The sequence below is a fragment of the Gillisella vitis genome (assembly GCF_021559775.1).
Lineage (GTDB): Bacteria > Pseudomonadota > Alphaproteobacteria > Rhizobiales > Rhizobiaceae > Allorhizobium > Allorhizobium ampelinum.
Genome location: NZ_CP056051.1, coordinates 150,642 through 177,218 on the forward strand (window position 1 = coordinate 150,642; position 26,577 = coordinate 177,218).

Below are 26,577 nucleotides of genomic sequence, written 5' to 3' on the forward strand. Positions count from 1 at the left end.
GAGCTTCAAGTGCCGGAATCTGTTCCACCTCGTTGCTGGAGAGAAATGATCTGTTCAAGGAGTTCGCGTTGCGCCAGAAGAGCTGGAGCAATGTCCAGAAGCTCCTCGGAGGTTGCGGCGTCCGCGCCCCTGTATTCATGTTTGTCATCAACTTCGTTTGAACCGGTGCGAACTTCTATCACCGCGCTGTGCTCTCCCTCGGCCACAGGTCTGCTTACGGGGGTAACGACTTTCCCGTAGTCGCTCTCTTCAATCTGCACCGGTTTTTGCGATATTGGATCGACTGCTTTCTGGTCAAGCTTGCCTTCGAAGATGTTCGTATCTTCCGGCAGCCTCAAAGATGCGGGCTCGGGAAGGGAACCCTGTTGGCTTTCGAAGAGCCGCTTCAATATGAGATCCGAATAATATCGCACTTTTCGCAGTTTAAGGGGAGGTTGGCCCTTGATAAGGACTATTTCATGGTCATCGTCGAGTAGGCGGACCTGTTCGGCACGCAGAAGCGGCGCTCCTTGTTCGGAGATTTGGATGTTGTGATCAAACATGCGCGCTTGGCTGTACGAAGTCGAGCGAGCTTGGAACGTGTAGTCGCCGATAGCTTTAGAAATGTAGGTTGGCGTCTCGTCATCAGCGGTCGCCATGAATACCTGCACACCAGTATTGCTGAGGAAATTTTGCTTACCAGCTTCATCATAGGTTCCGGTCAAAGCCGACAGGCTCTGTATGATGAACATGAAGCGGCCCTTGTAGCCGGCGATCGTAGTAATCGCCGTCTCTACGGCTTCCAGCTTGCCCAGGTGCTTGAACTCATCGAGGAGAAATAGAACATCGTGCCGTTCATCCCCAAGGGGCAGCGATCGCTGCAGGATTGATACAACCTGCTGGAAGAGAAGACGCATCAACGGCGCTACGACTTCGAGATCATTCGGGCTGACACAAAGATAAATGCAAGTCTTTTTCCGCCGCAAATCGTAGACGGAAAAATCCGAGCGGCTTGTAGCCGCCTTAACGAGTGGATCGGCCCAAAGATTGAGGCCGCCGTCGCCGAGCACCGATGTGTAGGACGTCAGTATTTTGGTGTCATTTCCGGCCATATTGTCGAAGATTCGCTGAGCCTCTTTGTTTTGTGTTTCCTCCGCCAGTTGCGCAAATAGCTTGTATTTTTCGCCCGGCTGAGCGAACAGGTCGTAAACCGCGCCGATCGTTGGTGTGCCGCGCTCAATACAACTCAATATGCCTGCTACGAAAAGATCCCGTGCGCCGTCGATGAAACCCTCCGCTCCCTTTCCTTTGGCTGTGATGAGATTCGCAGCAAGGCGACGCGTTTCTGTAAAGCGCCGTTCGGCCGGCAACGCGGCAATATCAAGCACGGGGTTGTAACAGTGGGTTCGCCGCTCTGGATCTAGGGGCGAGAACTTGAAAACGGCGTCGCCGCTTGATCTGCGCGCCCTCGATGTGAGTTCAAATAGCTCGCCTTTCACATCCAAAGCGATTACTGAGCCCTTAAAGGTTAGCAACGTCGGGATAACGACGCCTACGCCCTTACCAGCGCGGGTTGGGGCAACAACAAGACTGTGAGGTTGTTCTCCATTACTCAGGTAGCTACCGAACCAGCGCGGTCCGCATGTTTTGCCGAATATGGGACCCGTGACGTGACTGTAGCGCTGGAGGTATTTGGCGTGCCGCATCTCGCTTGAACCGGCCCAGCGAGCGGTGCCGTGATGTTGGCGATCGCGCATCGATAACAACAGTTGGCCTAGCAACACAACTGTCGACGTCACCACGATGATGGCAAGTCCGCGGTAGAACGTAGGGCTTGCGTACCCCAAGTAAGGTGGTGTCTCGTACAGGAACGTAAAAACGCTGAAAGTCATCATCTTTTCGCCCGTAAATCCATGGCGAAATGTGACATAGAGACTTGCTGCACAAAAACCAACGGCCAGTGAACATGCAATGATCGCAGCTAGGCCTATTGGCGTGTACTTGCCTGAATTCATCACATGACCATGCTCCGTTCATCCTATTGGACGCGGTTGCTTGTTTTACGGGAGCTGGATCTACAGCCCATACGTTTCGCGCACGCGCGGTTCCAGCGTCCTCTTGCCGCCCTGCGCGTCACGGCCATCCCCGTTCCGGCCCATCGGCCGATCTGCTAGCTGCTCGGCCTGTTGCGCGCGACCTTCGTTCCGGCCGTCAACAGTTTTTGTGTTTGAAGTTCCAGGGTCCGAGTGGTCGTGGACAGGATCGGGACGTAGGAACTCGATGAAAAGGTTTTCGGCGCCATTTGCAGCCTTGGAATTATAGGTTTCCGGCGTCATGTAAGCGTTGGTTGGCGATTTAAGCCAAACATTTTCCGCCCCATACGTATTCGTTACGGTGGCAAGCCTCTCCAACCTGAGAAGTTTTGGCCAAAACGCGAAGAACATTCCGCTTGGATGCTGGACCATCACCTCCGGATTATGAACGCCAGCCTGCCGCGGGAACTCATAATCATGTTCGCTGACCCGTAGTCCAGCAGGTGTATCATAGAAATATTTGCTATCGGACTTTAATCCGCTGAAGGTGTTACCGGGGAGACCGAGCGCTTTCATTCGTTCGAGATACTGTTCGGGTCCGAGATGCAAAAGGAGCTGATTTCGCGGCATATAGGATCTTTGCGCGCCATCCGCTTTGACGAGGATAACACTCTTTTCCAGCTCCTCTGCAGCGGGCCACCTCCTTAATCTTTCAAATAGTTGCTTTCCGGTTTCAAAAAGAACAACTTGGTCCAAAGGGTGGGGCCACCGAGGAACTGGCTCATGCCCAATGAGCAGGTTGTCACCAAGCTGTTCAGCATCAAAAGCCGCTCGTGTTGACGGGTGCGGCCGGTAAGCACAGGTCGCCCCAGGATTTTGCTGAACCTCATAATGAAGCGAGATTTTTCGTTTGCCTTTATCCGAAACATCTCGCCGTGTATCGGCAGACGGCGGGTTGTCGATTTGCAGCGGACGCGCAACGTCCGAAGCGGTAGGCTCCGTCTCGTTTGCCTGCGGTAACCTAGGTACTCCGCTTTCGAGAGCGACGGGTGCCGCCCGGGCGGCTTTTGTTCCCGAAACAGCATTGGGCCAGCCCACCTCTCGGATAGCCTCCTTCACACTGAGTTTATGAGAATTTTCCCCAACACCCTGCTCAAAACGATATCTCTTGGAATGTGGTTCCGAGATTGCGTCAATCCTTGCCAGATCCTCGTCGGTCAACTCGGGGCAGTCGTCGGACTTCGGTTCTGATGGGCTCGGCTCCTGCCGCGAACTTTCCCGGCGGACCGCAGCATTCGTGAGCCCCCCTCCGCGGCCTACGGGAAAACCCACGGGTGAGAAAGCGCCATCCGACCTGACCGCATGAATAGTGTTCGCAACTTCGCGCCTGGTAGTCGGGCGGGCTTCAGAAAGTGCGTCAATCCTTGCCAGATCCTCGTCGGTCAACTCGGGGAAGTCGTCGGACTTCGGGTCTGATGGGCTCGGCTCCTGCCGCGAACCTTCCTGGCGGACCGCAGGATTCGTGAGCCCCCCACCGAGGCGTTCGGTAAAATCCTCCGATGAGAAAGCGTCGTCCAACCTGACCGTATGAATAGTGTTCGCAACTTCCCGTCTGGCAGTCGGGCGGATTTCGGAGAGTGCGTCGATCCGCGCCAGATCCTCGTCGGTCAACTCGGGGAAGTCGTCGAAGCGTTCCTCTGGCGAGCCAAGCGATCGAACTGAACTGTAATCGATCAATGCGACTGTTTGGCTACCGATTTCGGTCGCGTCATCGGAATAGGCACTGTCGCCGCAGATTTGGATGCTTTCGATGTTGGTGGACCCTGCCTCTGTGCTTGAATTCGCGGCAGCTATTTCAGTAGGAGCAACGGGAGTGCTGAGCGGCGAACTGTTGTCAGCGAGCAAATCAATGTCATCTAGCCCTGGCCCAGAGAAGCCTTGTTGCGCCGACTGAATATTGTTGGTCTCGCTATCACCGGTGTCTTCGATCCAATACGGTGCGCCGTCGAATGTTTCTTCGGGCTGACCCTCTCCAGGAATGATTGCATCTTGAGTTGAGCCAAAAGTGCTTGTGTCGATGGGTAGCGTCGCAATTTCGTGCTGAGATTGCATATCACTCTCTCCCGTCTCGATATCATCCAGCCCCATGACAGACCGGTGCGCCCCTTGCATAGCCGGCGTCGCGGTCAAGCCATCTTCCATAGTCAAAGACGCGGCAATAGTTCCCACCTGCAATTCCGAACTGATATTTCGCTTCACCATTGATTTACTTTGATCACTGGTTTGCTCGTGTTCGCGCAGCCGATTTAATTCCCCGTTGCCAAAACGTGACGACGACATCACCTCGTGGTCCGCCCTAGAAATGGACTGCATTTCCAGCTCCCGAAGGTATTGCATGGCGGTACGAAAGTACCCCATGCTCCTCGTCATAACCCTTGGGCCTGCCGGGACCTCCGCTGATCTCACCGGAAGTATCTCTGAGGCATTTTGGGCATGGGTTTCAGGCTGTTGATTTCCGAGGGAAATACCTGAAAGATCGGTCCCAGCAGGAACTAACGGTCGTAAGAAACCGGTCCTTATCGAGGGTTCTGTTCGGTTGTCTCGGACAGCAGTCGATAGCGGTGTGACCTGGATCGGTGCGCTTCTGGCACCTCCGTGATTTGAGTTCACCGTAGCGGAGCGGCTGAAGTCTCTACGAGGTTCTTCGTCTGCCATAATCAATCCTTTACTATCTTCTATTTCCCTCATCTTCTTGGCTGCGTCCGTCCCTTGAACGCTTGCGAATGCTCGGCTCGGCTTCCTCATCACGGGGACGCTTAGAATTTGGGCCCCCCTGCTGCGGGCGATCGGCTGTGGCAGGCAATCCATCCGTAGCGATGTCGGTCTGCGACGGGTTTGATCCAGGAGCCTGTATTGACGATGTCGGACCGTCCCCGGTAACCGGTACGTCCGTGATTGCCACTCCCGCCCGAACTCTGTTTACCCTAGTCAGTTTTGCGCCTCTGTCCTCATCCTCATCACCACGAGGGCGTTTTCGATGAAGTCGTTGCTGAACGTCGTCCTCGCTTGTTGGGTGCGTGACGGATTCGATCGCCAAACCAGTACCGGAAGCGCCTTCAACATCCCGGCCATCGCCGTTCGATCCGATTCGTGCCCGGGAACGCCCTTCGGACATCGGTTGCAGATGCTCGTTTCGTTCCGGACTTTCTGGCAGGTTTTGCGGTCGCTCACCGTACGACGAATCGAAGAATTGTTCCGGTTCGCGATCGTTTTCGCCGGGCGTGAAATGTTCGAAATCAGGATCGTCGAAACGAATTTGATTGGCCTGCTGCCGCTCAAGGCGCCTATACTGGGCAAAAGTCATTGGCCGCTCGGTGATGCCGCGCTCAGCTCGCCTGGTCGCTTCCAGGACGATGCCATGACGAAACGAAACCTTGGCCATTCTAGTGCGCAGGGCATCGTAATTCAGTTGAGGGTGGCGCCGGGATATTTTCAGCCACTTGTGTCCCAAGAGTTCGCGACGATTAACGACGACATGCAAATGTGGGTGATCGCGATCAGTGTGGAAGGCCGTAAGATAGTTGTATTGACCTCCCCCTTCGCCTGACCCGAACGTCTCGGCTGCCCACTCGCGGCTCGCTGCATAAGCCGCTGGCTGACTTGTACCAGCAGGGAAGCTTACAATAATATGGGTGGTCAATTCCTTTTGCCTTTCCTCGTCGGGCTGACTTTCGTCGTAGGTCCCGGTTTCTTGAATCCAACTTCGGGCGAGATCGCGGATATTATCCGGTGGTACGAAAATATCGAGATGCCGTGCTGAACGCTGCAGCTCCAAGGTGCCCTTCCGGGACAGATATTCCAATTGATTAATAATTTGTTGGAGGGTCTTCGTCCCACCTCCTGGCACAATGCGGATGATGACTTGAGATCGATCGGGCATCTATCAAATTTCCTGCCAATAGCATGTCAGTGCTTCGAGGCGTCCGCCAGCATGGAGCAACCGTCAATCCTTCGCCGTGATACGGACAAAATTGAACGGAGTAAGCCATCGAGATCGGCGAACGCTTTACCGAAAGCGTTACGTTCAGCTTGAAGAGCACCCAAATCCGTCGTCGGATTTTCAGCGTAGGAGTTTAGCAGCGCGGCAATGTTGTTTGAGAGTGTTCCTATGGAATGAAGTATGGCTTCCATTTCATGACGAGTCTCTGCATCGATCTCGAGAAAGCCGGCGATCCGGCGGACCGCAATTCTTATGGCCATGCTATCGGAAAGCCCCAGCCGGCGGGCTTGGCGGGAGAAGCTCTCATATTCGGCCGATCGCAAACGGGTACTAACAACCTTGAAACCTTCAATCGTCGAGCCTTCGCGCCGGTCGACAATGTTATCTGAGGGTGATTTTGCGCTTTGGGACATCGCTATGCTCCATAGAAAGCGGAATGACCTGGATTCGCTGGTAGCGGATTTCTCCAGTCAAGAGTGGCGAAGCCTAGCCTCGAGCAGAATAAAATCAATAATAATTTGCATATTTTTGGATCTAAGAGGTTACATTTGCAATTATCTAACAATATATATGAAATATAAATCTGGTAACTTTCGTTTTAATACACAGTTGCACATACGAATAAAAATAACAACGCACTCGCGCTCACAAAGTCTACAGGACAAACACATGAAACTTCTGGCTTTTTGCTCGTTTAAAGGAGGCGCCGGCAAGACGACGGCGCTCATGGGCCTTTGTACTGCTTTTGCAAGAGACGGCAAACGAGTGGCTCTTCTCGACGCCGATGAGAACCGGCCTTTAACGCGCTGGAAAGAAAACGCCATACGCAGCAATACCTGGGATAGATCCTGCGAGGTGTACGCTGCAGAAGAAATGTCGCTACTTGAAGCGGCTTATGAGGACGCCGAGCTTCGGGAATTTGATTATGCGTTGGCCGATACGCATGGTGGTTCGAGCGAGCTCAACAACACTATCATCGCTAGCTCAAACCTGCTTTTGATCCCCACAATGTTAACTCCACTCGATATCGATGAGGCACTTTCGACATACCGCTATGTCATCGAACTGCTGCTGAGCGAGAACTTGGTCATTCCGACCGCAGTGTTGCGCCAGCGAGTCCCAGTGGGGCGATTAACCACGTCGCAGCGCGCGATGTCCAACATGCTGGCGAACCTGCCTGTCGTGCAATCTCCAATGCATGAGAGAGACGCATTCGCCGCAATGAAGGAACGTGGCATGTTGCATCTCACATTGTTAAACACAACAAATGATCCGACGATGCGCCTCCTTGAGCGGAACCTCAGAATTGCGATGGAGGAACTCGTGACAATTTCAGAGCTAATTGGCAAAACCTTGGGAAATTGAAGATGGGGATCCACAAACCAGCTTTGTCTGTCGGTGAAGCAAAACGGCTTGCTGCCGCGCGACCGGAGATCGTGCAAACAGTTCCAACCCGTTTCTCGCAAGGCGCGCAGCCTCCTCGGCTACCTGAAAGAGGCAGACCGTTAGATCGACCTCTTCCTACCGCCGCCAAGCGTCGCGACAACTTTGATCGGCAATTAGTGCTAACGGCGGACGCCTTGAGTTCTGCAGCTGCGCCCGAAAAAATCCAGATCTTCCTCTCGGCGCGGCCGCCAGCTCCTGAGGTATCAAAAATATATGACACCTTGATTCTGCAGTACAGCGCTTCCAAGTCGCTGCAGATGATCTTGCGCCGTGCGCTCGCCGATTTTGAGAGCATGTTAGAGGACGGATCGTTCAGCACGGCCCCAAAAAGCTACCCGATCTCGCATGTCGTCAATAAGCCTATCATTGTTCAGACCTCCCGCATGTTCCCGGTGTCGCTTTTAGAGCTCGCACGCAATCACTTTGATCCGTTGAGACTGGAAACTGCTCGCGCTTTTGGTCACAAACTGGCTACGGCCGCCCTTGCATCTTTCTTTGCAACAGAGAAGACAAGAAAAGAAGGTAAATGATCGTCCGATCACGTGATGGTGGTGATGATCCAAATGGGCCCGGAGTTAGGCGGCCCGTTCCAACAAAAAGAATAGCCTGTTCACTACGGGATCAAATTGAAAAGGAATATGCGTCGTTGCATTAAGCCGCCATCATGCCGCCGAAGGAGACATTCACATCGGCGTCGAAGAAATAGCCGGCACCCCTGGCCGTTTTAATCAAGTGTGGGCTGGCTGAATCCTCTTCAAGCTTTCGGCGCAGTCTCAAAATGAGAACATCGATGCTTCTGTCATATACTTCCTCGTCACGCACGCGGCTCGCGATGAGCAGCTGCTCTCGAGAAAGGACGTCGCGAGGCTTTTCCAAGAACGCGACGAGCAGGTTAAATTCCCCAGCAGTCAGTTTCACCTCGCCATTGTCTGTGGATGTCAACCGCCGTTGTCTGAGACTAAGTGTCCAGCCAGCGAAACAAAATGAGCGCCGGTCTTTGGTTCGCATGACATTCGGTCGCACGCGTAATGCCACACGGATGCGTGCCAGGAACTCGCGTGTCCCAAAAGGTTTTGCTATGAAATCCGTGGCCCCCAGCTCGAGCGCGACAACTTTATCCGCCTCTTCGAGGCGGTCTCCACTGATGATTATTATAGGGATATCGGATTTCGTGGCCAGACCGCGCACGATCTCAAGTCCGTCCTCACGTCCCAGGTTGAGATCCACGACAACGACATCGACTGTCTCGGATGCGAGTACGCGGTTGAATTGCTGACTATCGGATACGGCGGTCACCCTCAACGCGTGGATCGTTAGATACTCCGTGATAAGATGGCGCATCGCGGCATCGTCATCAATGACAAGAACGTGTTTCACCAGTTCGCCTCCATTCAGGATTCTGCAGAACCATAGATTCTTGCAAGTAAAGGCTGTATGCGCCAGCCTCAACTCGTTTTTTCTCCCACTATCCGGGTAGTTCGGCAAAATTTCGGCCGAGCGGGCATGACAAACATGCTAATGGAATATTTCAATTTGATTACAGGAGGTGTTACGGCTTGCTACAACTGTAACCCTGAAAAATCTACGTGAGCAAAATCCATGGATCTCTAGTGCTGGTTTAGAAGATCCCCTATCGTTTCACCGCGCCGGCGGGCATCGGCGGCGAGCCAAACCTCGCCCACTTCGTAAACATCGCCATACGCACGAAAGGGAACAATCACATCGATAGCCGTGGCTAACATATCAATCAATGTGCGATCTTCCAAACTCGCACCTTGGGCACTGCTCTTCACAAGTGAGAACAGCTTCTTGAAGCCTTGGACGGGGTTCGCACCATGTATCGTTGAAATTGATCCAGGATGACCTGAGACAACCTCACTCAGGTAAGCCCACGCAGCGTCGTCGCGCATCTCACCGAGTAATATTCGGTCAGGACGCATCCTAAGGCTTGCCTGAAGCAATTGTTCCGCCGTTACCGCACCTAGCCCGCCCCCACTCTTGGAGTACAGCAGTCTGACATGATTCTCGTGTGGAATGACCAGTTCGAGCGTATCTTCAATGGTTATCAGCCTTTCCTCCCGTGGAATAGCGCTGATCAAGGTCTTGCTCATCGTGGTTTTGCCACTACCGGTCGGACCACAAAGCAACATCGTCCGCTTACCGATAACACATGCACGTAAAAATGATTCTAGATCGCCGTTGTCGTAGTCGCGCAGGATCGCTTCGTCTAGTTGATCTCGTCGCTGCGTCCTGATTTGCCACTGATTCCATCGACGGGCATCGTAGCGAGCGGAGACTTCTCCCAATTCCGAGACACGATTGCTCGGCCGTCGAATTGTCAAGCTAACGGTGCCAGAGGGTACAGTTGGCGGCAAGCAGATTTGCATCCGCTCGCCGCCAGGGAGTTCGGTGGCGCAAAGAGGGTTCCGGGGGCCGACATCTTGTTTTCGCAACGCCCCTGCTAGAATGGCGATGTCTTCAAGGTCATCACAAGAGAACGGTGCAGCGAACCTCGTGAAGACGCCACTTTGGCGTACAAAGGCTTCTCCCGGTCCGTTTATGGCGACTTCTTCAGTTCTCGGGTCATCGAGCCATTGCAAGACTGGTTTAAGAAGGACGCGCAATTGCGGATTTACTTCCATTGGATGCACCTCGCAGCTTTGGCTATCTGTGCGTTAGGGCAGACGCCGGCGTTTCACCGATCCACCAGTCACATAAAGCTGGTAAATTCCTGAGAAATCCAAATCCCGCGCGACGAAGATAGAGACCGTGTCACCCTGATTTTTTGTCAGGGTTGGGGGAATGTTTATGGTCGCTCTCAAGGCCGTATCGGCCGCTTGTTCGCCGTTGTTTTGGAAGCTATTGAAGCTGGTCCCGCCGGCCGAATTCCCTGCGTAGCTACTTGCCGCCTGGACTGCGCCCTGAACGACACTCAGTAGCATTGCCCCGCTGAAGCGTTTCCAGAAATGATTGTCGACCGTACCGCGCAGTCCGGAACGGCCGAGTTCGTCGGCCCCCGGAGACGAAAGAGAGACGACGGCGTGTGAGGGCGTCTCCGCGCGATTCCAGAGAACGAAAACGCGGGCATCTCCCTGCTGCAGTCCACGCTGGATCTCACCGACGACGGTCGTTCCACGATCCAGAAGTACAACATTTCCGGTTGCTCCGCGTATGTCTTGTGGCAATACACATTTCACATACCCCGCGAGATGTGTATCAATGGCGGTTTGCAGTATGCAGGGAATGATCGTTCCTTGCGTAACAGTGAAATCTGGGTGCGGCAAAAGTGTAGCGAGACTAGGCTGCACCACTGTCGGTTTCAAGCGGGCCGAAAGATCGTTTTCAGCCGAATGCTCAGACACTGCTAGGGAGTCGGGGTTTCTATCGTCGTCGTCGCCGTTCTTGATTTCAGCATTCGCCACAGATTTGACGCCATTCTGAGTACCTCCGCTGTAAGCAAAGATCGGTGTTTCTTCGGGCCTCAGTTCGTTGTGTTCTCGCTGATGTTGATCCGACGGCAAGACCGTTGCTTCTGAAGTTGGCGGGGGCGTTGTGGGAATATCAATCGGGGCCGGACGAAAGGGCTTCGTGTTGGCATCAATCACTGTATTTGGTGGTGACGGCTCGGTCTTTTTCTTTGGACGCGCACCAAGCCAAATAAGGCCCAACGACAGTACCAGAACCAAGCCAGCAACAAGGAGCTTTTGCGATCCTGAAAGGCGCCGGCCGTGAAGATCGGTAACGAGGGATCCGGGGGCGTCGATACCCTCTCTGGATTGGGCACTCACCTCCTCCATCACCTCGGCTCCTTCAACACGCGCACTACATCGGGTCTGACTGTGCCAGTCCCCGGCTTCCGTCCGACAACGTCAAATGATTTATTCCAAATGCACAGTACTGTATGACCGTCCCGCAGGCGCCATTCCCTGGAAACTGATGCGACCTCGACGTAATCTCCCTTCACTGAATAATTGGCAGTGGCTTCCTTGCCATCTGGATTGATCACGTAGATTGAAGGCACACGTACGTTTCCGGGAAAACGAAATGTCGTGGAAAACCCGTTGTCGAAAACCTCGATCGGCAATAGCGACCGGTCTCCTTGCGCGACATAACTCCAGTTTTTCGCGCCTGAGTCGCCACCTTCTGCCGGGCGTCCCAGCAAGTCCTCGGCTCGACGCTGATATTGTGCTTGCGCCCGCATCAGACCCGCAAGATCTCTCTGTTCGGCTTCTTTTCGGCGAGCAGCGGCAATGTCGGCAGGATAAGTGAACTGCACGCTGTAGTAGAGGTCAGACTGCTCTTTATCGAGCCGAGACATCGTTTTGGTCGCTAGGCTGAAAACATAGCGCCGCATTCCCGCGTCGCTTGCGGTAAGGACGATCACAGGCTGCGGCTGCAGCACTTTGCTGGCCTTGAAAAATAGATAATTGCCGCGTGGGAGCGCAGCGAGATCTTTGCTATTGGAAACGGCGACGGCTGTCACCGTTTCATTGGGCCCAAATGTCACGACTAATGTGGCTCCAACAGCGGTTGAAAGGTGCACAACCTCATCGGGATTGTAGGCGAGATAGCGCATCCGTGGATCCATTTTGCCTGCCGCCGGCGTGTCTTCCGCCTTCGCGCCACTAGTTACAAAGAGGATGCAAACCAAGCCCAGAAACAAATTCTTGGTCATTGCTGGCTCCGCGTCGTGTTCGAAACGGAATCTTCCGAAGTTTGATAGGAGGTAACGATTAAACCGCCCGGATTTGTCAGCCTCAGTCGGCCTGGCAAGTTAGCTACCGTTTCATAGTGTACCGTTGCGGTCCATGTCGTTACTATTGGAGCTTGCCCTTCCATGGTGAGAGTGCGTTTGTAGCGGATCTGCTGAACGCCGGGCATAAGTTCGTTTGAAGAGATGTGCTCAGATTCCAGTTTTCCGCGCTTACCAATGATGGTTTGGGGGGAGCTAGGACTGGGATAATTGAAGAACTGCTGATAATCTTGGCGCACCGTTGGGGCACTAAAGCTCGAGACCAGATCATAGGCGTATTGAGCTGTATCCGATGTGTAGCTCTCACGCAGACGGACATACTCCCATAGAGACGCATTCACGACCGCCTGCTCCTGCGTGGCCGGCAACCGCGAAACAGATACTTCACTGTCAACTGTACCGTCCGGGCGCACCCACAGATATACGGGCACAAGTTTGTTCAACGGAACCATAACGGCGATGGCGAAGGCCTGCGCCAGGTTTCCTGCGACTGCAATGATTGCCAAAGCAGCCAAGGCTCTGGAGATTCGCCGAGCTGATCGAGCACGTGCGGACTGAAATGCTTCTACTTCCTTATAGTGGTCCGCCAATGCTTCCCGCTCTACCAATAGCGCGTATTCAGAGTCGATCATTAGCCTCTCCTGCGTTGGTAAGCTGAAGGTCCGACTGAGTAGGCTGCCAGCGCCCGACGTTCAGCGGAAAAACAGGCCCCTTACTAGTCGCCAACTGATCGCTTGTCTGACAGGACGCCAAACCGAGGATCAGAAACAATAGAAAGTACTTCAAGGAAACCCTCCATTTGTGAAGCTGGAACTAACGGCGGATTGTCCGGGCGAGATGACGATTTAGACTACCGACAGTTTGCGTCCCGCCGCTCCAATAGCTACCTCCAATATTCCCGGCGATTGCCGGAAGAGCGACGATCAGGGCGTCGCCGGTTAGGAAGAACATGTCGAGTTCATAGAGACCAATGATCTTGGCTGCCGTTGTGCCAGCAGAAGTGACGGCCGCGAGTATTAGCACGAGCGCTGTCGCTTCCGTCAGAACAACGATCGTTGCCACTACGTTTAATAGAAGCAGAAGTATCCCATAAGTGAGAAGCTGACCGATCCATTTCGCGGCCATATCTCTAGTACGATCAAAGAGATAGCCAATGAGGATCAATGGACCGATCGCCAATAGCACTTTGGTGAGGATCCCGACGGCATCATATATTCCAAACGCAGTCCAAAGCGTTCCATAGAAAATCCATTGTGCGCCCTGAAAGGCGAGGATGTCTTGGTCGTTCATCGGCCCAATTTCAGAAGCAATCTTCTGAAAGGCTACTTGAGTGAGTGAAAACATCGTGTCGAGCTGAGCAGGAATCGTCTGCAAAGGAAGGCCACTAATACCGAACTGTTGAATGAAATTCGGAATTGTATCCTCGAACACCGAAACAACGTAATCATGATATTCCGCCTGCTCAACGACAAGAGCAACAACGACCGATATCATGATTACGCGGGTGATTCCGCCCCGTGCGTCCATTTCTCCACGCATTACAAGGATGCCCTGGACAATGATCCATAGCGTCACGCAGGCCACAAGAGGCGCGCTGACTGCCCGTTGAATGTCCCCAAGCAGCGTATCCAGCCCGACGGTAAAGGCAAGGTCGAAGATCGTATGTATCGCCGTAAAAGGCGCAGGAATGCTAAAATTCATTGCCCTTACCTGGATTAGTCTTGGTTTTCTTCGGAGAGGGGCCTGCCCGAACAGGGGGATCAATGCAATTGAGCGGCGCCAAATATAAGCGCAGTTGCCTGATGTTCCTTTCGTTGGGTCGCCGCCTCCTCCGTCTCGTGCAGCCCGGTCTGTGCGGTGGTCATCGTCAAAAGGCTGGTCGCCTGAATGTTTTGAATAATTGCGTCATGGATCTGTTTGAGAAGCAAGCCGTTGGTGACGGTGGCCGCCATGATATTGCGTGAGCGGGAGAGCTGGGCCGATGTTTCCGAGTTTGCCTTAAGGCGCTTGTCCATTGCATCCAGATTATCAGCTGCGACACCGGCCGCGTTTGCGGCTCCTGCGATCTGCCGGCGCAAAAGATTTGCTTCTGCGTCGTCACCCACGACTGCGCGATCGGCATCCAAGGTAATTGTGCGCGCATTCGTCGAAGCAGGCGTCTTGGGCGAAAACATCTCCTTGTCGAGCTCGCCGGCGGATGGGTATTGGTTTTTTTGGTCAAGCGCTGACAGTATACCGGTAACAGCAAAGGGCGCTGTCAACATTGTCACCATCGTTATCAGCTGTTCGAGATTCGCCGCAGTATTCAGCGCCGTAGTAAGCGTCTCCGTCTCCGTCACGGGGTCGCTGACGACAAACTGTGCCTTGGCAGAACCCGACAGAGCTAGGCATATGAAAAGTGCGTTTATCGCGAGCTTTGCTGTTTTCATAACTTGGATCTCCATATCAATCCTGTATCAATCCTGTGCCTCGCGGTAGCGCGTCATAAATTCGTCCAGCCAGGCAGAGGGATCCTCTCCACAGGTCTCGCGCAACTGTTGAGCAAAACGCACAGTGTTGGCGCGTCCGGAGAGAACGGCGACGTATTCTGACATATCGCGCAGATCAAATTCGCAGACGACACTTCCGCTCTCGCGCTTAAGCAAGAACTTGCGGCTGCCGATCGCCATGTCCTCGCGAATAGCCTGAAATTCTCGTTCGGTGCACTTCAACCCGTCTATGTAAGCAGAGCGGTCTGCAGTGGGTGATGGGTAGAAAATTTTGGTCATACATTGTGCTACAAGGCTTGCGCCCAACGGTGAATCGAGTACGTGCTCGGGCTGTTGTGTCGCAAGAATCAACATTCCGTTGTTCTTCCGGACGGTCAGCAGGAACTTGTCAACGACTGCTGCAAATTTCTGATTAAGCAGGTAGGCACGAAACTCATCGCAGCTCATAACGAAGCGCCGACCATCTACCATCGCTCCTATTCGATGCAAAAGATATGCTGCGGCTGGCGCACATACCTCCTCATAGTCGAGGAGATGCGTCATATCGAAGCCCGTAATCGAAGGATCTAACTTCACTTCGTCCGATTCCCCGTCAAACGCCCAGCCGAGAGCATTGCCTCGGCACCACCGCTGCAACCTAGCTCCCGCTCCTTCGGAGGGGCCGTGCAATAAGAACTCCCTTAGGCCCGCAAGGGATCTCATGTTTGGCTCAAATGAGAGTTGCCGTTGAATACCGCGCTCTAAGCGGCGATTTTCTTCCGGTGAAATCCCTCCCCTGCCGTCGCTTTCAATCAGTGCCACGATCCACTCGCGGAGAAAGTCCCTCGCCGCTGCCGTATCCTCTAGGCCGCGCAAAGGTGCAAGACCGCTTGGGACACCTCTTCGTAGCGTTAGGTAAGTGCCCCCCGTGGCACGCACAAGCAGTTCACCGCCACGATCCTTATCGAAAAAAACGATCGTCCCGCTGCGGCCAGCCATGCTCTGCTCGAGCATTGCCAGGATGAAGGTCATAAGTGTTGTTTTTCCTCTGCCAATCGGCCCGAAGATCGCGGTCATACCAACGTCGTTTTCGTGCGGAATATAATCGAAGGGTGTCCCGCCGTTTGTACGGAAACGAGCAACCGCACCGCCCCAATGGCCCGACTTTCTGCCGATAGGGAAGTTTTCGAATGAAACCAATCCAGCAAAGTTACGTGACGTGATAGCTCCAGGACGGGTACGCCATCTATGGTTTCCTGGAAACTGAGACCAGTATGCAGCCTCCATTCCAATGCTTTCCTGCACGATTACAGCCCCCGCGTCCGACAAGCTTGTGCGGGCTCGCGCACCGTAGTCGGCAAGGGTATCGAGATCATCGGCATAGACGCAAAGGCTGAGATGATGAGAACCCATAACGAATTCGCTACTGGCCAATGAATCTTCTGCTTGGGCGAGCTCACCGATCTGGGTGACTGCTTTGTCACCCGAGCTGGTCATCTGGTTAGATTTAAGGCTGAGTTTGGCGTGAGACTGTGCACGTGTTAAGAAAGAGAAACTCTGGCTCAAAACGAGTGGAAAACTTGATAACAGGAGTATGTTAAGCATTCCGGGCCGCGTCTTTGCCGGATATTCGCGGAATGAAAAGATTGATCCAACGTAACGATCTTTTGGCGCTCTAATCTCTAGGGCACGCTTACCGCAGATGACTCGGTCTGTATAAACGGCGGCGCCGAGGGAGCCGCTAACAACCGGCACTGGTAGAAAACGGCAAGTCATTATCAGGCGGAGGGCTTCACCAATTTCCGTGAAAAGCACCTGATTTTTTTCTCGGATGCCAAGGCGACGAAGTCCATACCCGTCAAGCGCGCCAGCGACAATATTCCAAAGATCCTCCAGATGCCGGATCTGATGCGCAAGATCGCCTAGGTTTTTCCCATAGCGCGTGGTGAATCTGCTTCTCACTTTGCCGAGAGCGGTGCGAGGAGAAACAATGAGTGTTAGGAAGTGGTCATTTCGAAACAGCTTACCGGAGAGAACACGCTGCTCGAACGTTTCGCTTAGGCTTGACGCGAAGGCGCTGCGAAAATGGCGTACCGGCGGTGCTGGCACATCGCTGTGACGGACGAGATGGGCATATACTGAGACGTTATCATCGGCGATATTGCGAAAGAGCGTGTTAAAGGCACGGCAGCGCGCATTACGGACCTCTACTTCCTCTAGTTCGAAGGGAAGGCCACTGATATGCGCCATGGTCAAGATGGAACCGTCCTCCAGAAGAACGATATGGTCGCTAAGGTGCCCCACGTAAGGCAGGTAGATTTCCCCAGATCTCTCGGTCCGTCCATTTGCTCCGAACATTACGTCATTCCTCTTCCTCGCGACGCCACTCTGATGGGATTGGGACTGACGCTCGCCCCGCCCCACGTGTGGCCATCAACGCTTCTCCCTGCCGTCTGGAGAAACAGCAAGACCACGCTTGCCGCGTTATAGTCACGCTCTACGACGAGCCGCGCTCCAAGCCACAGCGGCAAGAGAACAATTTCATAGAGGGGGTTCTGCACAATAACGATGAGAAACCCTGCCAACATCATAAAAACTCCAGCAAGCGTCAGCGGTACCCCGAAGAACAATGCAGGTCTCGTCGCCGCCAGATAGAGTGTGGCTTCTTCAAGATCCTTAATCATCCCCCGCCCCCGGTAAGTGTCTGGCCGAGAAAGCTGGCTCCAAACATGATAACGATTCCGCCAACAACACCTGCCACAAGACCAAGGGAAGCGCGGCCGAACATCCACGAAACGCCGATGGCTACGATACCAAGAACGGCGAGCGATTGACCAAATGGACCGAGAATAAACGTGCAGATATTGTTGACCATAGTGGCCGGGTCAGTGCCTCCAGCGGCCTGCGCGGCAGCTGGCTCGCGGAAAAACAAACTCCAGCCGATCGCGCCACTGACGCTCGGCAAGTGCGGAACCAGCAGGCTCACAACTCTGTCCCTGAGGTCACGGATTTTCGAGAGCTCGGGGTATTTCTCAAAGCATGCCATTATAGTGCATCTCCATCAGTCAGTTCGAAAAACTTGATCTTGTTCGGAGGGCGCGCGGTCATTCAGTTCCTGCGCCTCCGGCGGCGCGGATGAGCCGTCCGCTCCAATTGCTGAGTGGGAGCGCTCGTATGACTCCCAGACGTTCCAGGGTTCTTCTGAGTTTGGCTCACCACGATCGGATTTTTTCGCCGACTGAGCCAGCGGCGGCACGAGTTGCTGAGCCGCCACTTCGACCCTTCGCACATAACCGTTTGCGAACCCGCGTGTTGGGTCGCCGGTATTGTAAGCCGAGATTGCCCGCCTGAGGGCGAGTTGTTTTGACTCTACAGTGTTGCCGCCACGATAATGCCGTACAAGCAGATGCGCCGCGGCGGACAAGGACGCGCATGGCTCGATTGCAGTGCCGGGAGTCAGGCCCAAGTTCGCGAAATTCTTGGAGTTTACTTGCATTAGGCCTACATCAACTGAATGCCCGGCTACGAGACGATGGTCTACGCTTTGCGTAGCATCCGCATGGTTCCTGCAATGAAGAGTTTCACCGGTCGTATTGTCATGCAGCACGAGTGGATCAAACTGGCTTTCGACCTTCGCAATCGCTCCGAGTGTAGATGGAGCGACTGAAGGCGCGCATTCGCGAGCGAGCTGGTTGAATTCGGCGAAAGACAGCGGCGCAGCTTTGCTTGGCTGGATCATCAGAAGAATGATCCCGAAAGATCCCGCCGCCTTCAGCATTCGTTTATTCCCCTCGGTACCGCACTAATCCTGATGAGCCATGAGATGACTCAACCGTTAACAGTCGCGATGATGTTAGGGATCTGTTACTCTCTGATTTTATTGCCCTTACTCTTGGTTTCATTTGAAGCATTGAAGCAAATCCGTTCGATTTCGTGATTGGAGACTTCTGTAAGCGACAAGCAGACCCCATCTGGCAAGTCTGATGGTGATCACGTTATGGCATCAGGGATCTGATTTTCTCTGATTGTGAGGATCTATGTCTACGCCTATGGCTAGCCCTAGTCACCGGAATCTGAAGTTCGGCTCATTGTTTTGGCAGAATCGCTTGACGGAGGCGAGGATTTGGCCGGCGGATTTCACCCATCTGTATGGCTTGGGATTCTCGTTGTGCGTTGCGATAAACGCGTCGATGTCGGCTTCCAGTTCGGCGGTGGAACGATGACACCGCGTTGCAATTGCTTGCGCATCAGCTCTGCAAACCACCGCTCGACTTGATTGATCCAGGAGGCTGACGTTGGCGTGAAGTGAACATGCCAATGCGGGCGGCGTGCGAGCCAGGCCTTGATCCTCGGCGTCTTGTGGGTCGCATAGTTGTCCATCACCAAATGCACGTCCGGCCCCTTGGGCATCTCGGCGTCAATCCGCTTCAAGAAGTCGAGAAATTCGGTCGCCCTGTGACGTTTGTAGCACTGGCCGATTACCGCGCCAGTCGCAACGTCGAGCGCGGCGAACAGGGATGTCGTGCCGTTGCGGACATAGGTATGGGTGCGCCGCTGCTCGGCGATGCCCGGCGCCATGGGCAGAACCGGCTGCTCGCGATCCAGTGCCTGGATTTGCGATTTCTCATCCACGCATAGCACGACTGCCCGATCAGGTGGCGACATGTAAAGGCCGACTATGTCTTGCACCTTATCAACGAACAGGGGATCGTGGCGGAAAGCTTTGAGCCTGGTGTTCGCGTTGTTGATGTCGCGCGCCGTCACGGCGTTATAGCAAACCAGCTTTCCGATTGGCGACGTCAGGTGCGCGACGGCATTCTGGTTCTGCCGTTTGCGGCGGCAACGACGCCGTCGGAGCACGATGGTATCGAGCCGGCATTCGTGCCTCTGGCAATCGCTGCGGATGCGCCTGAGCCTGTCAATCGGTTGCCGCTGCCGAAGCTGGCCTCCGACAGGCCGAAGGTGCAGGTTTTGACGTTGGAGATTGGCTCAGACGTTGTGATGCGGGTTCCGAACGATGTATCCGTTGAACGGGTCGCCGCTCTGGTTCGCGCTGTGCGAGGAGCGCCATGATTGTCGCGGGCCAACGACTGCCGATCCTGATCGCAACGCGTCCGGTGGACTTCCGCTGTGGGCATCAGGCGCTGGCTCTGATGGTGCAGACCGAGTTGAAGCTCGATCCGCATTCCGGGATTACGGTCATCTTCCGGTCGAAGCGCGGAGATCGCCTTAAAATCCTGGTGTGGGATGGCCGCGGAATGGTGCTAATTTATAAAATTCTGGAACAAGGCAGCTTTGCTTGGCCCAAGGTTCAGGATGGAACGATGCGTCTTTCCAGGGGTCAGTATGAGGCCATGTTCGAAGGTCTGGACTGGCGACGGGTGATGGCGCAACGGGTGACTGCGCCGTCTGCGGCGGGGTAAATTCTGGCGGCTATCGCATTGTTTTATTTGGATTTTTGATGCCATTTTGCTATAAAGCGGCATGTCGCAACCTATTGATCTCAGCTTGTATCCGGACCTTCCATCAGAGGTCGCCAAAGCCTTCGCGGAGATGCAGTTCGAGCTGTCGGTCGAGCGTGCAGCACGTCAGCATGAGCAGGCTGTGGTGGCCGAAAAGGATTTGTTCATCGCCGAGTTGAAGGAGCTGATCGAGACGCTTGAGGGTCAGGTTCATGAATATCGGCGCGCGAAGTTCGGGCCGAAATCGGAAAAGCTCGATCCGGCGCAGATGGAACTGGCGTTGGAAGAGCTTGAAACGGCGATTGCCGAAACACAGGCGCGGATTGCCGCCGTTGAGAAAAAGATCGAAGCCAGTGCAATCAATCCTGGAGAGGTTGGCGATCCGGACAAGGCCGTTTCTCGCAAGGAGCGCAAGGCCCGTGCACTGCCTGAACACCTGCCGCGGGTCGAGCGCGTGATCGAGCCCGAGAGCATCGTTTGCCCCTGCGGTTGCGGCAACATGGTGCGGATCGGCGAGGAACGGCTCGACCGGGTCCCGGCGCGCTACGAGGTGATCGTCACGATCCGCCCGAAATACGCATGCCCCAAGGGGCGAACGGGCGTTGTCCAGGCCAAAGCGCCGGCACATCTTTTGGAAGGGAGCTGGCCGACCGAAGCCCTTCTGGCGGAAATTGCCGTCTCCAAGCATTCCGAACATATGCCGCTCAACCGGCAGGCTGAGGTCATGGCGCGACACGGGGGGCCGATAGACCGCCCGGTCCTGGCCGATTGGATGGGGCGCACGGGCAGCGAAATCCGGTCGGTGGTTGACCATATGGCTAAACAGCTTCTGGGGGAAAGCACGCGGCTCTATGTCAACGAGACGACCGCCCCGGTGCTGGATCCGGGGCGAGGCAAGACGAAGACGGGCTATCTCCGGGCCGTGCTGCGTGACGACCGCGGCTGGAACGGTTCTGCGCCATCAGGTGTGGTGTTCCATTATCGGCCTGGGCGTAAAGGCGACTATGCCGCCGAAATCCTCGAAGGATTTAACGGCACGATCCAGGTCAATGCCTACGGTGGTTACTCTCACCTTGCCACGTCGGACCGTGTGGGCGGCGATCCCTGGAAACTGGCTTTCTGTTGGGCACACGGGCGCAGAAAGCTGATCAAGGCTGCGCCAAAGAGCGGATCACCCATCGTTGATGAAGCGCTCATTCGCATCGCCGCGCTCTACAAGATCGAAGACAGTATTCGAGGCAATGAGCCCGAACATCGTCGGGCAGTCCGACAGGAGCTGTCGCTCCCGTTGGTGGACAAGTTCTTCACCTGGATCGCGGCTCAGGCTGCACGTGTCTCACGCAAGTCAGATCTTGGAAAAGCCTTGGCATACATGCTGACACGGCAAGACGGCTTCAGGCTGTTCTTGGACGACAGCCATGTCGATATTGACTCCAACCTGGTGGAAAACGCGATCCGCCGCCCGGCCATGAACCGCCGCAATGCGCTCTTTGCGGGCCACGATGAAGGGGGCCGAAATTGGGCTCGGTTTGCCAGCTTGATCGGCACATGTAAAATGAATGGAATTGAGCCTTACGCCTATCTGTGCGACCTCTTCACCCGCCTCGCAAACGGCCACATCGCCAAAGACATCGATGCCCTAATGCCTTGGGCCTATGCCGCCCGCATAAAGGCCTCACAATGAGCTCGTCAGATACTCGTCGGTGAGCTCATCGTGAGGCCCCAAAGGCAAAACTATCAAGCCGCTGCAAATGAAAAATCAATGGGGCGCAGACGCCGCTTACAGATCAGCGAGATGATGGAGGCGCGAGACGAGCGGCGACTGCTCCGGTTCCAGAAGCAGATGGCAGCCAACAAGCTGCTGATCATCAATGAGTTGGGTTTCGTGCCGCTGTCGAAAACCGGTGCGGAATCGCTGTTCGAGCTGATCTCCCATCGTTATGAAGTGAGCGTCCGGCGAACGGATTTTTGGTGGTTCGATCTGGCGATGCTATAGGACGCGTTTCATTTCATCGGCCATGACGCGCTCAATGATCTTGGGATCGCATTGTTCGTCGACGAGGAACTGGCGGATACCACCATCCCACGTCCTGATGTCGGCGAGGAGACTTTGAAGTTCTTCAATGCCATTCTCGGTCAGACCCTTCGTGCCATCTTCACTGCCATCGCTGACGTAAACCAGTTCGCCATCGGAGATGTTGTCCGAGTTGGCCGTCACCTCTTCGATCAGTTCGAGATTTTCGCCGATCATGCTGGCGACTTGCCTGAGTGTGTAGATGAACCTCGCGCGTGCCATTAGGGGGCCTCGCATCGAGCGGTTGCTGGCGTCCAGTTCCATGGCAACAGGTCTTCAAGTCGGTCTTTGGGGTGATCCTGGATCCGGGTGAGTGGTGTCAGCAAAGCGGATACGCGGCCGACCCAGTCGGCCATCACGGATCGGGAGATGTCTATCCCTAACCGGTCGTACATCTCGGACAGGCGGTAGAGGGGAATGTGATCGTCGAATTTTGCGATCATGATATGGGCGAGCAGTCCCGGCCCTGGTTTGCCGCGCTCGATCGGCAAGGTCGGCATTTCTCCTGCCACCATCGTATCGCACTCCCTGCAGATCATGCGTTTTTCGACATGGCGGACAATCTTGACCGACGCGGGCACGTGCTCCAGAATCTGGACCACCTTGTCGGCAGCCTTCAAGAACGAGGTGCCACCGCAGGTCGGGCAATTGCAGGGAGCCGCATAGACCAGTTCTTCGGTGGCAAGACCATCGGGCAGAGGCTTGCGCTTCGGCTTTTCGGATGCGTCGCCCAACTCCGGCAAAGGCGCTTTCCCGGAGCGCATCTCAGCCTCGGCACGAGAGGCCTCGATCTCCTCCAGCATCAGCTCGAACTGCTCTATCTTCCTGTCAATCTTTTCCGAAGAGGCGCCATGCTGTCGATGGCGGAGCAGTTCCAGTTGCGCGCGAAGAAGCCCGATTATGGAGTCTCGCTTGATGACCTCGGCTTCCTGGCTCTCAAGTTTCGCCGCCTGTTCGGCGACGAGTGGGCGCAAAGCAGTGAGCTCTTCCTGACCGTCCAGCGGTCCTGTTTCCATGCCCGTAAACGTAGCCGATTTGCGCCAAAACGCCAGTGCTTCGCGCGGATTTCGCTGCAAAATAAGCGCTTTAGCCCGTTCTCGCCGGAGCCGAAGTCCACGCTGGCCGGCGCCAGTCGATCCCTTCCACAAGCATCGAGAGCTGCGCCTGCGTCAGGGGCGCAACGCCTTCTTTCGCCCTCGGCCAGGGAAAGTATCCGCGTTCAAGAACCTTGTAAAATAGGCAAAACCCTTGGCCATCCCACCAGAGAAGCTTGATCCGATCGGCGCGTTTTCCGCGGAAGCCGAAGATCGCACCCGAGCCCGGTGCCTCCTTTACGACCGTCTCAACCAGCGCCGAAAGCCCATCAATGCCACGCCGCATGTCGGTCACTCCGCAGGCTAGATAGACCCGCACATTCCCAGAAGGCTCGATCATGCCGCCTCCACGCACGCGATCAACGACCCGAGCATCCTCAGCTCTATGTCAGCCGGAACCCTCAAGCATCGACCGTTTCGTAGCGAGATCTCAATAACCGCTGGCGTCGGTGGCGTGTCAGGTCCCGGTGTAGCGCTCACCTCCTCGGTGATTTCCACCGGAAGGAACATCGCCGGTCGACCGACATAGCTGAAGGACTGCCGCCACAAACGGATCTGGGATGGGTAAATATCATGCCGGCGAGCCACATCACCAATGCGAACACCAGGTTGATCAGCTTCCGCCAATATCTTCAGTTTCGCCGCGTCAGACCAGCGTCGCCGACGCTCACTGCCGGACATGATCTCCATGCGAGCCATGCAACCTCTTCGTTCTGGTATTAATGTCAGCACTAATGCTGCTTCTAATGCCAGAACATCGCCCGTTTTGCCTAATCAGCAAAATCCGCTCACCGGACGCTCACTTTCAATTCGGGTGGCAAGAGCTTCCTTCGCCGGGCGTAAATCTGCTGCGGAAGAACGTCGTGCCGACGTGCTACATCCGAAACGCTGCCATCCGCGCTGAACGCTTCGCGCAATATTGAAAGCTTCTTTTCTGTCGACCACCGCCGCTGTCGCTCGGCACCCGTCAGGATCTCAACCTTGGCCATTCATACCCTGTTACGTCACAAATGAATCATCTGTGACGTAACGTGCGCCAATTATGCGCCCGACCAAAACCGGCTCACCGGACGCTCACGTTATGAGCGAGGTGCCGCCCTGATCAGCAGCAATCTGCCTTTCGACGAATGGTCTGTTTCAATCAAGCCAAATGGGCGGATGCTAGACGTATGTGGATCGGCATATCTATTCTAAAGTGAAAGCCCTGCTGACATGGAGCGCTCTCGGTTCCGTGAGCTTTCCAAAACCCTCGATCGCTCGTTATCCGCCTTCGGCAATGGAACACTAAGCAGTTCATTCAGCAACGCTTGCTGTTCCGGATCCGTAAGATGGTCTCCTTGCATCGAAGGTTCTTGCCGGCCTTCTGAGACGTGCGACAACCCCGATTCGCCAAACAATGACTGCGGATCAAAGCGCTCGCTTATTGTATTGATCGAATGATCGCGTTCCAAAGGCCCTTGCAAATGTTCTTCTACTACACTTTCCGACACTAAACTCTTTCGCACCGGGCTATCTTCAAAAGCTCCCTGGAGGCTTTCCTCAGCACGCCCTACCGGTCCACTATGCACGCCCAACGACGGCGGGACCGGCGCGTTGTGCAGAAAACTCAAGAGCTCTTGTTCGTTTGGATCTGACTGGTGATTATTGATCGGAGATAATGGCACCGACGGCCCTTGGGAAACCGTTCTGTCCACCGACAATTGCGGATCGGCAGATCGGTTTAGTGAGGGCTCCGGCGAACCAAACACTGTTGTTCTTTCCGGCGATGCGGTAAAAAACACCCCTTTTGTTGACCCGGTTGGTCGAAAGAGATGTCCTCGCCACTCACCGAGGTTTTTCTCTTCTTGCGTTTTCCTTTCATTATCGCGCTGGAGATTGATCGCGACCGGCCTTTTGTACGGCTTAGCCTCTTCGGCTTTAAAAGCTGGATATGAGAGATGCCCATTCGACGACGGAGGTAGTGTTTGGGAAACGGCCTGTCGCTCGGAGTGCGGTTGGCGAAACAAGGATGACGTTGGTACAACGGCATCAGTTCGTTGGTCTTTTGCAGGCACAACCTTACTTTCGGCCTCGTTACGACGGCCGTCTCCAACAAAACTGACCGAATGCGACCGCGTCGTCGGTAGAAGTGATATGGGGATAATTGAGCGCTCTTGCCAAGCCTTCCTATGCTCAGTGGATTCCAAATTGCGCAGCTTCTGAGCCTCACGTTCTTGTCCAGTTAGCGCCGTCAGTTTCCGACGAACTGTCACGCCCAGTATCTTTTTTGAGACTTTTTTGACATCGGAGTTCAGATAGGCTGTTTCACTCTTGTAGATCTTACCGAAGGTATGCTTCGTGCTCTTCAATTGCCCGCTAGCATCATCGTAGACGGCCGATCGCTTGTTTAACAGCCGGCGGTGACTAGATATATCCCGGCCGAGTTCGTTCCCCTCCTTATCTAGGAGGGAGCTATAAGATTTGCTAAATGCGCCACCAAGTTTTCGTATCGTTGTCCGAGAGGTTTGACGGTCTGCGGTTTTCGTCAATGTCTTGGAAAATCCGAGCCGTTTCCTGCCGATCAGCTCTAGATTGCCTTTGTCGTCCCGCTCAAATGTTTCCTGCGTGGAACCTTTTTGGCGGGTTAGTTCTCGAAAAAGCCGGTTTTCTGCGCCACTCCGATAGGGCGCGCTCAGCCTCTCGGAAATTGATTGAAAAAGCCTATTTCGGTTGACGTACTGCGTCCGAATCAGTAGGCCATTTTCGTCTCGCTCCCATTTTTCCTCAAAGCGCCCGTCTTTGTATTTCACATGTTTCGCGCGAAGTGTCCCGTCCTCGGCATAGAAATGGCTACTAACGCTCCTCCAAGTCCTTTTTTCGTGTAAACCAAGGTAAACATCGCCGGTTTCTGCGCTACGTTTCAGAACCTTCCTTGTCTTTCTTAGGATACCATGCTCCCGTGTTAATTCTTTTGAGTTGCCGACGCGAACCCGTTTATTTCCAAGCCTTTTATAGCTTATTTCGCCTCGGAAGTCGGCGCCCAGCTTGTCGACTATCTGCATATCGGCGGCATATTTTTGCTTCTGTTCAAGGGTTTCGAACCGGGCTCGTTTCCTTGAAGCCTCTTCCTCTGTAAGCAACGCTTTACGCATTTGCTCATAAAGCCGCCTAGCAGAACGTCGCATGTCGGCCGTAAGCGACTTCGCGACACTTTTTTTCGTCGTGTCGACCATTGTTGAACCCTTTCATTGGCATGTCTCGAGCTAATGGGCTTTGTCACCGACGCGGT

Annotated in this window: 26 protein-coding genes and 3 pseudogenes; 6 read left to right on the plus strand and 23 right to left on the minus strand. The window is 54.6% G+C overall.

Annotation, left to right across the window (positions count from 1 at the left end; genetic code table 11):
- Window positions 1-5 precede the first annotated feature (5 nt).
- The 4 genes from virD4 to virD1 all read right to left on the minus strand — a co-directional run bounded on the left by virD4 (window position 6) and on the right by virD1 (window position 6,425).
- Entirely contained in the window at window positions 6-1,994 is a 1,989-nt protein-coding gene (virD4, locus tag AVCG78_RS26660; RefSeq protein WP_041699501.1) for a type IV secretion system ATPase VirD4, read from the minus strand.
- Window positions 1,995-2,054: 60 nt separating this feature from the next.
- The gene (locus tag AVCG78_RS26665; protein ID WP_139191409.1) at window positions 2,055-4,385 is read right to left on the minus strand and encodes a virA/G regulated protein; all 2,331 of its coding nucleotides are present in this window, start codon (window positions 4,383-4,385) and stop codon (window positions 2,055-2,057) included.
- Between the two features lie 355 nt (window positions 4,386-4,740).
- Window positions 4,741-5,952 (minus strand): T-DNA border endonuclease VirD2, encoded by a 1,212-nt coding sequence (locus AVCG78_RS26670; protein WP_012649020.1) that lies wholly within the window; start codon window positions 5,950-5,952, stop codon window positions 4,741-4,743.
- A gap of 26 nt (window positions 5,953-5,978) precedes the next feature.
- Complete coding sequence (gene virD1 / locus AVCG78_RS26675) at window positions 5,979-6,425, minus strand: T-DNA border endonuclease subunit VirD1 (protein ID WP_012649021.1); 447 nt, start codon at window positions 6,423-6,425, stop codon at window positions 5,979-5,981.
- Window positions 6,426-6,681: 256 nt separating this feature from the next.
- Between virD1 and AVCG78_RS26680 the strand changes: the two genes are divergently transcribed.
- Window positions 6,682-7,377 (plus strand): conjugal transfer ATPase VirC1, encoded by a 696-nt coding sequence (locus tag AVCG78_RS26680; RefSeq protein WP_012649022.1) that lies wholly within the window; start codon window positions 6,682-6,684, stop codon window positions 7,375-7,377.
- A gap of 2 nt (window positions 7,378-7,379) precedes the next feature.
- Complete coding sequence (locus tag AVCG78_RS26685; RefSeq protein ID WP_041699509.1) at window positions 7,380-7,988, plus strand: conjugal transfer protein VirC2; 609 nt, start codon at window positions 7,380-7,382, stop codon at window positions 7,986-7,988.
- Between the two features lie 121 nt (window positions 7,989-8,109).
- On the opposite strand, the gene virG is transcribed toward AVCG78_RS26685, so the two are convergent.
- The 13 genes and pseudogenes from virG to AVCG78_RS26750 form a co-directional block, all read right to left on the minus strand.
- Window positions 8,110-8,799 (minus strand): two-component system response regulator VirG, encoded by a 690-nt coding sequence (gene virG / locus AVCG78_RS26690; protein WP_049777495.1) that lies wholly within the window; start codon window positions 8,797-8,799, stop codon window positions 8,110-8,112.
- A gap of 266 nt (window positions 8,800-9,065) precedes the next feature.
- Window positions 9,066-10,100, minus strand: coding sequence for a P-type DNA transfer ATPase VirB11 (gene virB11, locus AVCG78_RS26695; protein ID WP_012649025.1), 1,035 nt, complete (start codon window positions 10,098-10,100; stop codon window positions 9,066-9,068).
- Window positions 10,101-10,133: 33 nt separating this feature from the next.
- Window positions 10,134-11,255: a type IV secretion system protein VirB10 gene (virB10, locus tag AVCG78_RS26700; RefSeq protein WP_012649026.1), complete on the minus strand. Its 1,122-nt coding sequence runs from the start codon at window positions 11,253-11,255 to the stop codon at window positions 10,134-10,136.
- Window positions 11,255-12,133, minus strand: coding sequence for a P-type conjugative transfer protein VirB9 (gene virB9, locus AVCG78_RS26705; protein WP_012649027.1), 879 nt, complete (start codon window positions 12,131-12,133; stop codon window positions 11,255-11,257). The genes virB10 and virB9 overlap by 1 nt, the downstream gene beginning before the upstream one ends.
- Window positions 12,130-12,843: a type IV secretion system protein VirB8 gene (locus AVCG78_RS26710; RefSeq protein WP_012649028.1), complete on the minus strand. Its 714-nt coding sequence runs from the start codon at window positions 12,841-12,843 to the stop codon at window positions 12,130-12,132. The genes virB9 and AVCG78_RS26710 overlap by 4 nt, the downstream gene beginning before the upstream one ends.
- Window positions 12,830-12,997 (minus strand): type IV secretion system lipoprotein VirB7, encoded by a 168-nt coding sequence (locus AVCG78_RS26715; RefSeq protein WP_012649104.1) that lies wholly within the window; start codon window positions 12,995-12,997, stop codon window positions 12,830-12,832. The genes AVCG78_RS26710 and AVCG78_RS26715 overlap by 14 nt, the downstream gene beginning before the upstream one ends.
- A 27-nt stretch (window positions 12,998-13,024) precedes the next feature.
- Entirely contained in the window at window positions 13,025-13,912 is an 888-nt protein-coding gene (locus tag AVCG78_RS26720; RefSeq protein WP_012649029.1) for a type IV secretion system protein, read from the minus strand.
- Between the two features lie 59 nt (window positions 13,913-13,971).
- Window positions 13,972-14,640, minus strand: a complete 669-nt coding sequence (gene virB5, locus AVCG78_RS26725) for a pilin minor subunit VirB5 (RefSeq protein WP_012649030.1) — start codon at window positions 14,638-14,640, stop codon at window positions 13,972-13,974.
- A gap of 27 nt (window positions 14,641-14,667) precedes the next feature.
- A complete protein-coding gene (gene virB4 / locus AVCG78_RS26730; RefSeq protein WP_012649031.1) occupies window positions 14,668-17,037 on the minus strand; it encodes a type IV secretion/conjugal transfer ATPase VirB4 in 2,370 nt (789 codons plus the stop codon).
- Entirely contained in the window at window positions 17,037-17,363 is a 327-nt protein-coding gene (locus AVCG78_RS26735) for a type IV secretion system protein VirB3 (protein ID WP_012649032.1), read from the minus strand. Before AVCG78_RS26735 ends, virB4 begins: the two co-directional genes overlap by 1 nt.
- Window positions 17,360-17,725 carry a pilin major subunit VirB2 gene (virB2, locus tag AVCG78_RS26740; protein WP_012649033.1) on the minus strand — a complete coding sequence of 122 codons (366 nt, stop codon included), beginning with the start codon at window positions 17,723-17,725 and terminating at the stop codon, window positions 17,360-17,362. Before virB2 ends, AVCG78_RS26735 begins: the two co-directional genes overlap by 4 nt.
- Window positions 17,726-17,740: 15 nt before the next feature.
- Window positions 17,741-18,457: a type IV secretion system lytic transglycosylase VirB1 gene (locus AVCG78_RS26745; RefSeq protein ID WP_012649034.1), complete on the minus strand. Its 717-nt coding sequence runs from the start codon at window positions 18,455-18,457 to the stop codon at window positions 17,741-17,743.
- 285 nt (window positions 18,458-18,742) lie between these two features.
- Window positions 18,743-19,389 (minus strand): annotated as a pseudogene (locus tag AVCG78_RS26750) (IS630 family transposase); the annotation flags it as partial.
- Here AVCG78_RS26750 and tnpA (AVCG78_RS26755) point away from each other — a divergent pair.
- From tnpA (AVCG78_RS26755) to AVCG78_RS26770, 4 genes and pseudogenes are all read left to right on the plus strand, one after another.
- Complete coding sequence (tnpA, locus tag AVCG78_RS26755) at window positions 19,363-19,752, plus strand: IS66-like element accessory protein TnpA (protein WP_234618200.1); 390 nt, start codon at window positions 19,363-19,365, stop codon at window positions 19,750-19,752. The pseudogene AVCG78_RS26750 and the gene tnpA (AVCG78_RS26755) overlap by 27 nt on opposite strands.
- Entirely contained in the window at window positions 19,749-20,102 is a 354-nt protein-coding gene (tnpB, locus tag AVCG78_RS26760; RefSeq protein WP_012649035.1) for an IS66 family insertion sequence element accessory protein TnpB, read from the plus strand. The genes tnpA (AVCG78_RS26755) and tnpB (AVCG78_RS26760) overlap by 4 nt, the downstream gene beginning before the upstream one ends.
- A 61-nt stretch (window positions 20,103-20,163) precedes the next feature.
- Entirely contained in the window at window positions 20,164-21,825 is a 1,662-nt protein-coding gene (gene tnpC / locus AVCG78_RS26765) for an IS66 family transposase (protein WP_012649036.1), read from the plus strand.
- Between the two features lie 102 nt (window positions 21,826-21,927).
- Window positions 21,928-22,086, plus strand: a pseudogene (locus tag AVCG78_RS26770) (ATP-binding protein); the annotation flags it as partial.
- A gap of 45 nt (window positions 22,087-22,131) precedes the next feature.
- Here AVCG78_RS26770 and AVCG78_RS27275 read toward each other — a convergent pair.
- The 6 genes and pseudogenes from AVCG78_RS27275 to AVCG78_RS26795 form a co-directional block, all read right to left on the minus strand.
- Window positions 22,132-22,437, minus strand: a complete 306-nt coding sequence (locus tag AVCG78_RS27275; RefSeq protein WP_012649037.1) for a hypothetical protein — start codon at window positions 22,435-22,437, stop codon at window positions 22,132-22,134.
- A gap of 89 nt (window positions 22,438-22,526) precedes the next feature.
- Window positions 22,527-23,231, minus strand: a pseudogene (locus tag AVCG78_RS26780) (IS66 family transposase); the annotation flags it as partial.
- A 70-nt stretch (window positions 23,232-23,301) separates the two neighbouring features.
- On the minus strand, window positions 23,302-23,649 hold the full coding sequence (gene tnpB, locus AVCG78_RS26785; protein ID WP_041699516.1) for an IS66 family insertion sequence element accessory protein TnpB: 348 nt from the start codon (window positions 23,647-23,649) through the stop codon (window positions 23,302-23,304).
- The gene (gene tnpA, locus AVCG78_RS26790; protein WP_012649039.1) at window positions 23,646-24,008 is read right to left on the minus strand and encodes an IS66-like element accessory protein TnpA; all 363 of its coding nucleotides are present in this window, start codon (window positions 24,006-24,008) and stop codon (window positions 23,646-23,648) included. Before tnpA (AVCG78_RS26790) ends, tnpB (AVCG78_RS26785) begins: the two co-directional genes overlap by 4 nt.
- A gap of 89 nt (window positions 24,009-24,097) precedes the next feature.
- A complete protein-coding gene (locus tag AVCG78_RS27430) occupies window positions 24,098-24,298 on the minus strand; it encodes a transposase (RefSeq protein WP_080517075.1) in 201 nt (66 codons plus the stop codon).
- 201 nt (window positions 24,299-24,499) lie between these two features.
- Window positions 24,500-26,521, minus strand: coding sequence for a virA/G regulated protein (locus AVCG78_RS26795; RefSeq protein WP_012649040.1), 2,022 nt, complete (start codon window positions 26,519-26,521; stop codon window positions 24,500-24,502).
- Window positions 26,522-26,577: the final 56 nt, after the last annotated feature.

What these genes read in the sequence shown, in the direction of transcription:
- AVCG78_RS26745 (WP_012649034.1), bottom strand. Translation starts at nt 18,457, where the DNA reads ATGCTGAAGGCGGCGGGATCTTTCGGGATCATTCTTCTGATGATCCAG.
- AVCG78_RS26795 (WP_012649040.1), bottom strand. Translation starts at nt 26,521, where the DNA reads ATGGTCGACACGACGAAAAAAAGTGTCGCGAAGTCGCTTACGGCCGAC.
- virD4 (WP_041699501.1), bottom strand. Translation starts at nt 1,994, where the DNA reads ATGAATTCAGGCAAGTACACGCCAATAGGCCTAGCTGCGATCATTGCA.
- tnpC (WP_012649036.1), top strand. Translation starts at nt 20,164, where the DNA reads ATGTCGCAACCTATTGATCTCAGCTTGTATCCGGACCTTCCATCAGAG.
- AVCG78_RS26710 (WP_012649028.1), bottom strand. Translation starts at nt 12,843, where the DNA reads ATGATCGACTCTGAATACGCGCTATTGGTAGAGCGGGAAGCATTGGCG.
- virB9 (WP_012649027.1), bottom strand. Translation starts at nt 12,133, where the DNA reads ATGACCAAGAATTTGTTTCTGGGCTTGGTTTGCATCCTCTTTGTAACT.
- AVCG78_RS26735 (WP_012649032.1), bottom strand. Translation starts at nt 17,363, where the DNA reads ATGATTAAGGATCTTGAAGAAGCCACACTCTATCTGGCGGCGACGAGA.
- virB5 (WP_012649030.1), bottom strand. Translation starts at nt 14,640, where the DNA reads ATGAAAACAGCAAAGCTCGCGATAAACGCACTTTTCATATGCCTAGCT.
- AVCG78_RS27275 (WP_012649037.1), bottom strand. Translation starts at nt 22,437, where the DNA reads ATGGCACGCGCGAGGTTCATCTACACACTCAGGCAAGTCGCCAGCATG.
- AVCG78_RS26720 (WP_012649029.1), bottom strand. Translation starts at nt 13,912, where the DNA reads ATGAATTTTAGCATTCCTGCGCCTTTTACGGCGATACATACGATCTTC.
- virB10 (WP_012649026.1), bottom strand. Translation starts at nt 11,255, where the DNA reads ATGGAGGAGGTGAGTGCCCAATCCAGAGAGGGTATCGACGCCCCCGGA.
- AVCG78_RS27430 (WP_080517075.1), bottom strand. Translation starts at nt 24,298, where the DNA reads ATGGCCAAGGTTGAGATCCTGACGGGTGCCGAGCGACAGCGGCGGTGG.
- AVCG78_RS26680 (WP_012649022.1), top strand. Translation starts at nt 6,682, where the DNA reads ATGAAACTTCTGGCTTTTTGCTCGTTTAAAGGAGGCGCCGGCAAGACG.
- AVCG78_RS26670 (WP_012649020.1), bottom strand. Translation starts at nt 5,952, where the DNA reads ATGCCCGATCGATCTCAAGTCATCATCCGCATTGTGCCAGGAGGTGGG.
- virG (WP_049777495.1), bottom strand. Translation starts at nt 8,799, where the DNA reads ATGCGCCATCTTATCACGGAGTATCTAACGATCCACGCGTTGAGGGTG.
- virB4 (WP_012649031.1), bottom strand. Translation starts at nt 17,037, where the DNA reads ATGTTCGGAGCAAATGGACGGACCGAGAGATCTGGGGAAATCTACCTG.
- virB2 (WP_012649033.1), bottom strand. Translation starts at nt 17,725, where the DNA reads ATGGCATGCTTTGAGAAATACCCCGAGCTCTCGAAAATCCGTGACCTC.
- virB11 (WP_012649025.1), bottom strand. Translation starts at nt 10,100, where the DNA reads ATGGAAGTAAATCCGCAATTGCGCGTCCTTCTTAAACCAGTCTTGCAA.
- AVCG78_RS26685 (WP_041699509.1), top strand. Translation starts at nt 7,380, where the DNA reads ATGGGGATCCACAAACCAGCTTTGTCTGTCGGTGAAGCAAAACGGCTT.
- AVCG78_RS26665 (WP_139191409.1), bottom strand. Translation starts at nt 4,385, where the DNA reads ATGCAGTCCATTTCTAGGGCGGACCACGAGGTGATGTCGTCGTCACGT.
- tnpA (WP_012649039.1), bottom strand. Translation starts at nt 24,008, where the DNA reads ATGGCTCGCATGGAGATCATGTCCGGCAGTGAGCGTCGGCGACGCTGG.
- tnpB (WP_012649035.1), top strand. Translation starts at nt 19,749, where the DNA reads ATGATTGTCGCGGGCCAACGACTGCCGATCCTGATCGCAACGCGTCCG.
- tnpB (WP_041699516.1), bottom strand. Translation starts at nt 23,649, where the DNA reads ATGATCGAGCCTTCTGGGAATGTGCGGGTCTATCTAGCCTGCGGAGTG.
- virD1 (WP_012649021.1), bottom strand. Translation starts at nt 6,425, where the DNA reads ATGTCCCAAAGCGCAAAATCACCCTCAGATAACATTGTCGACCGGCGC.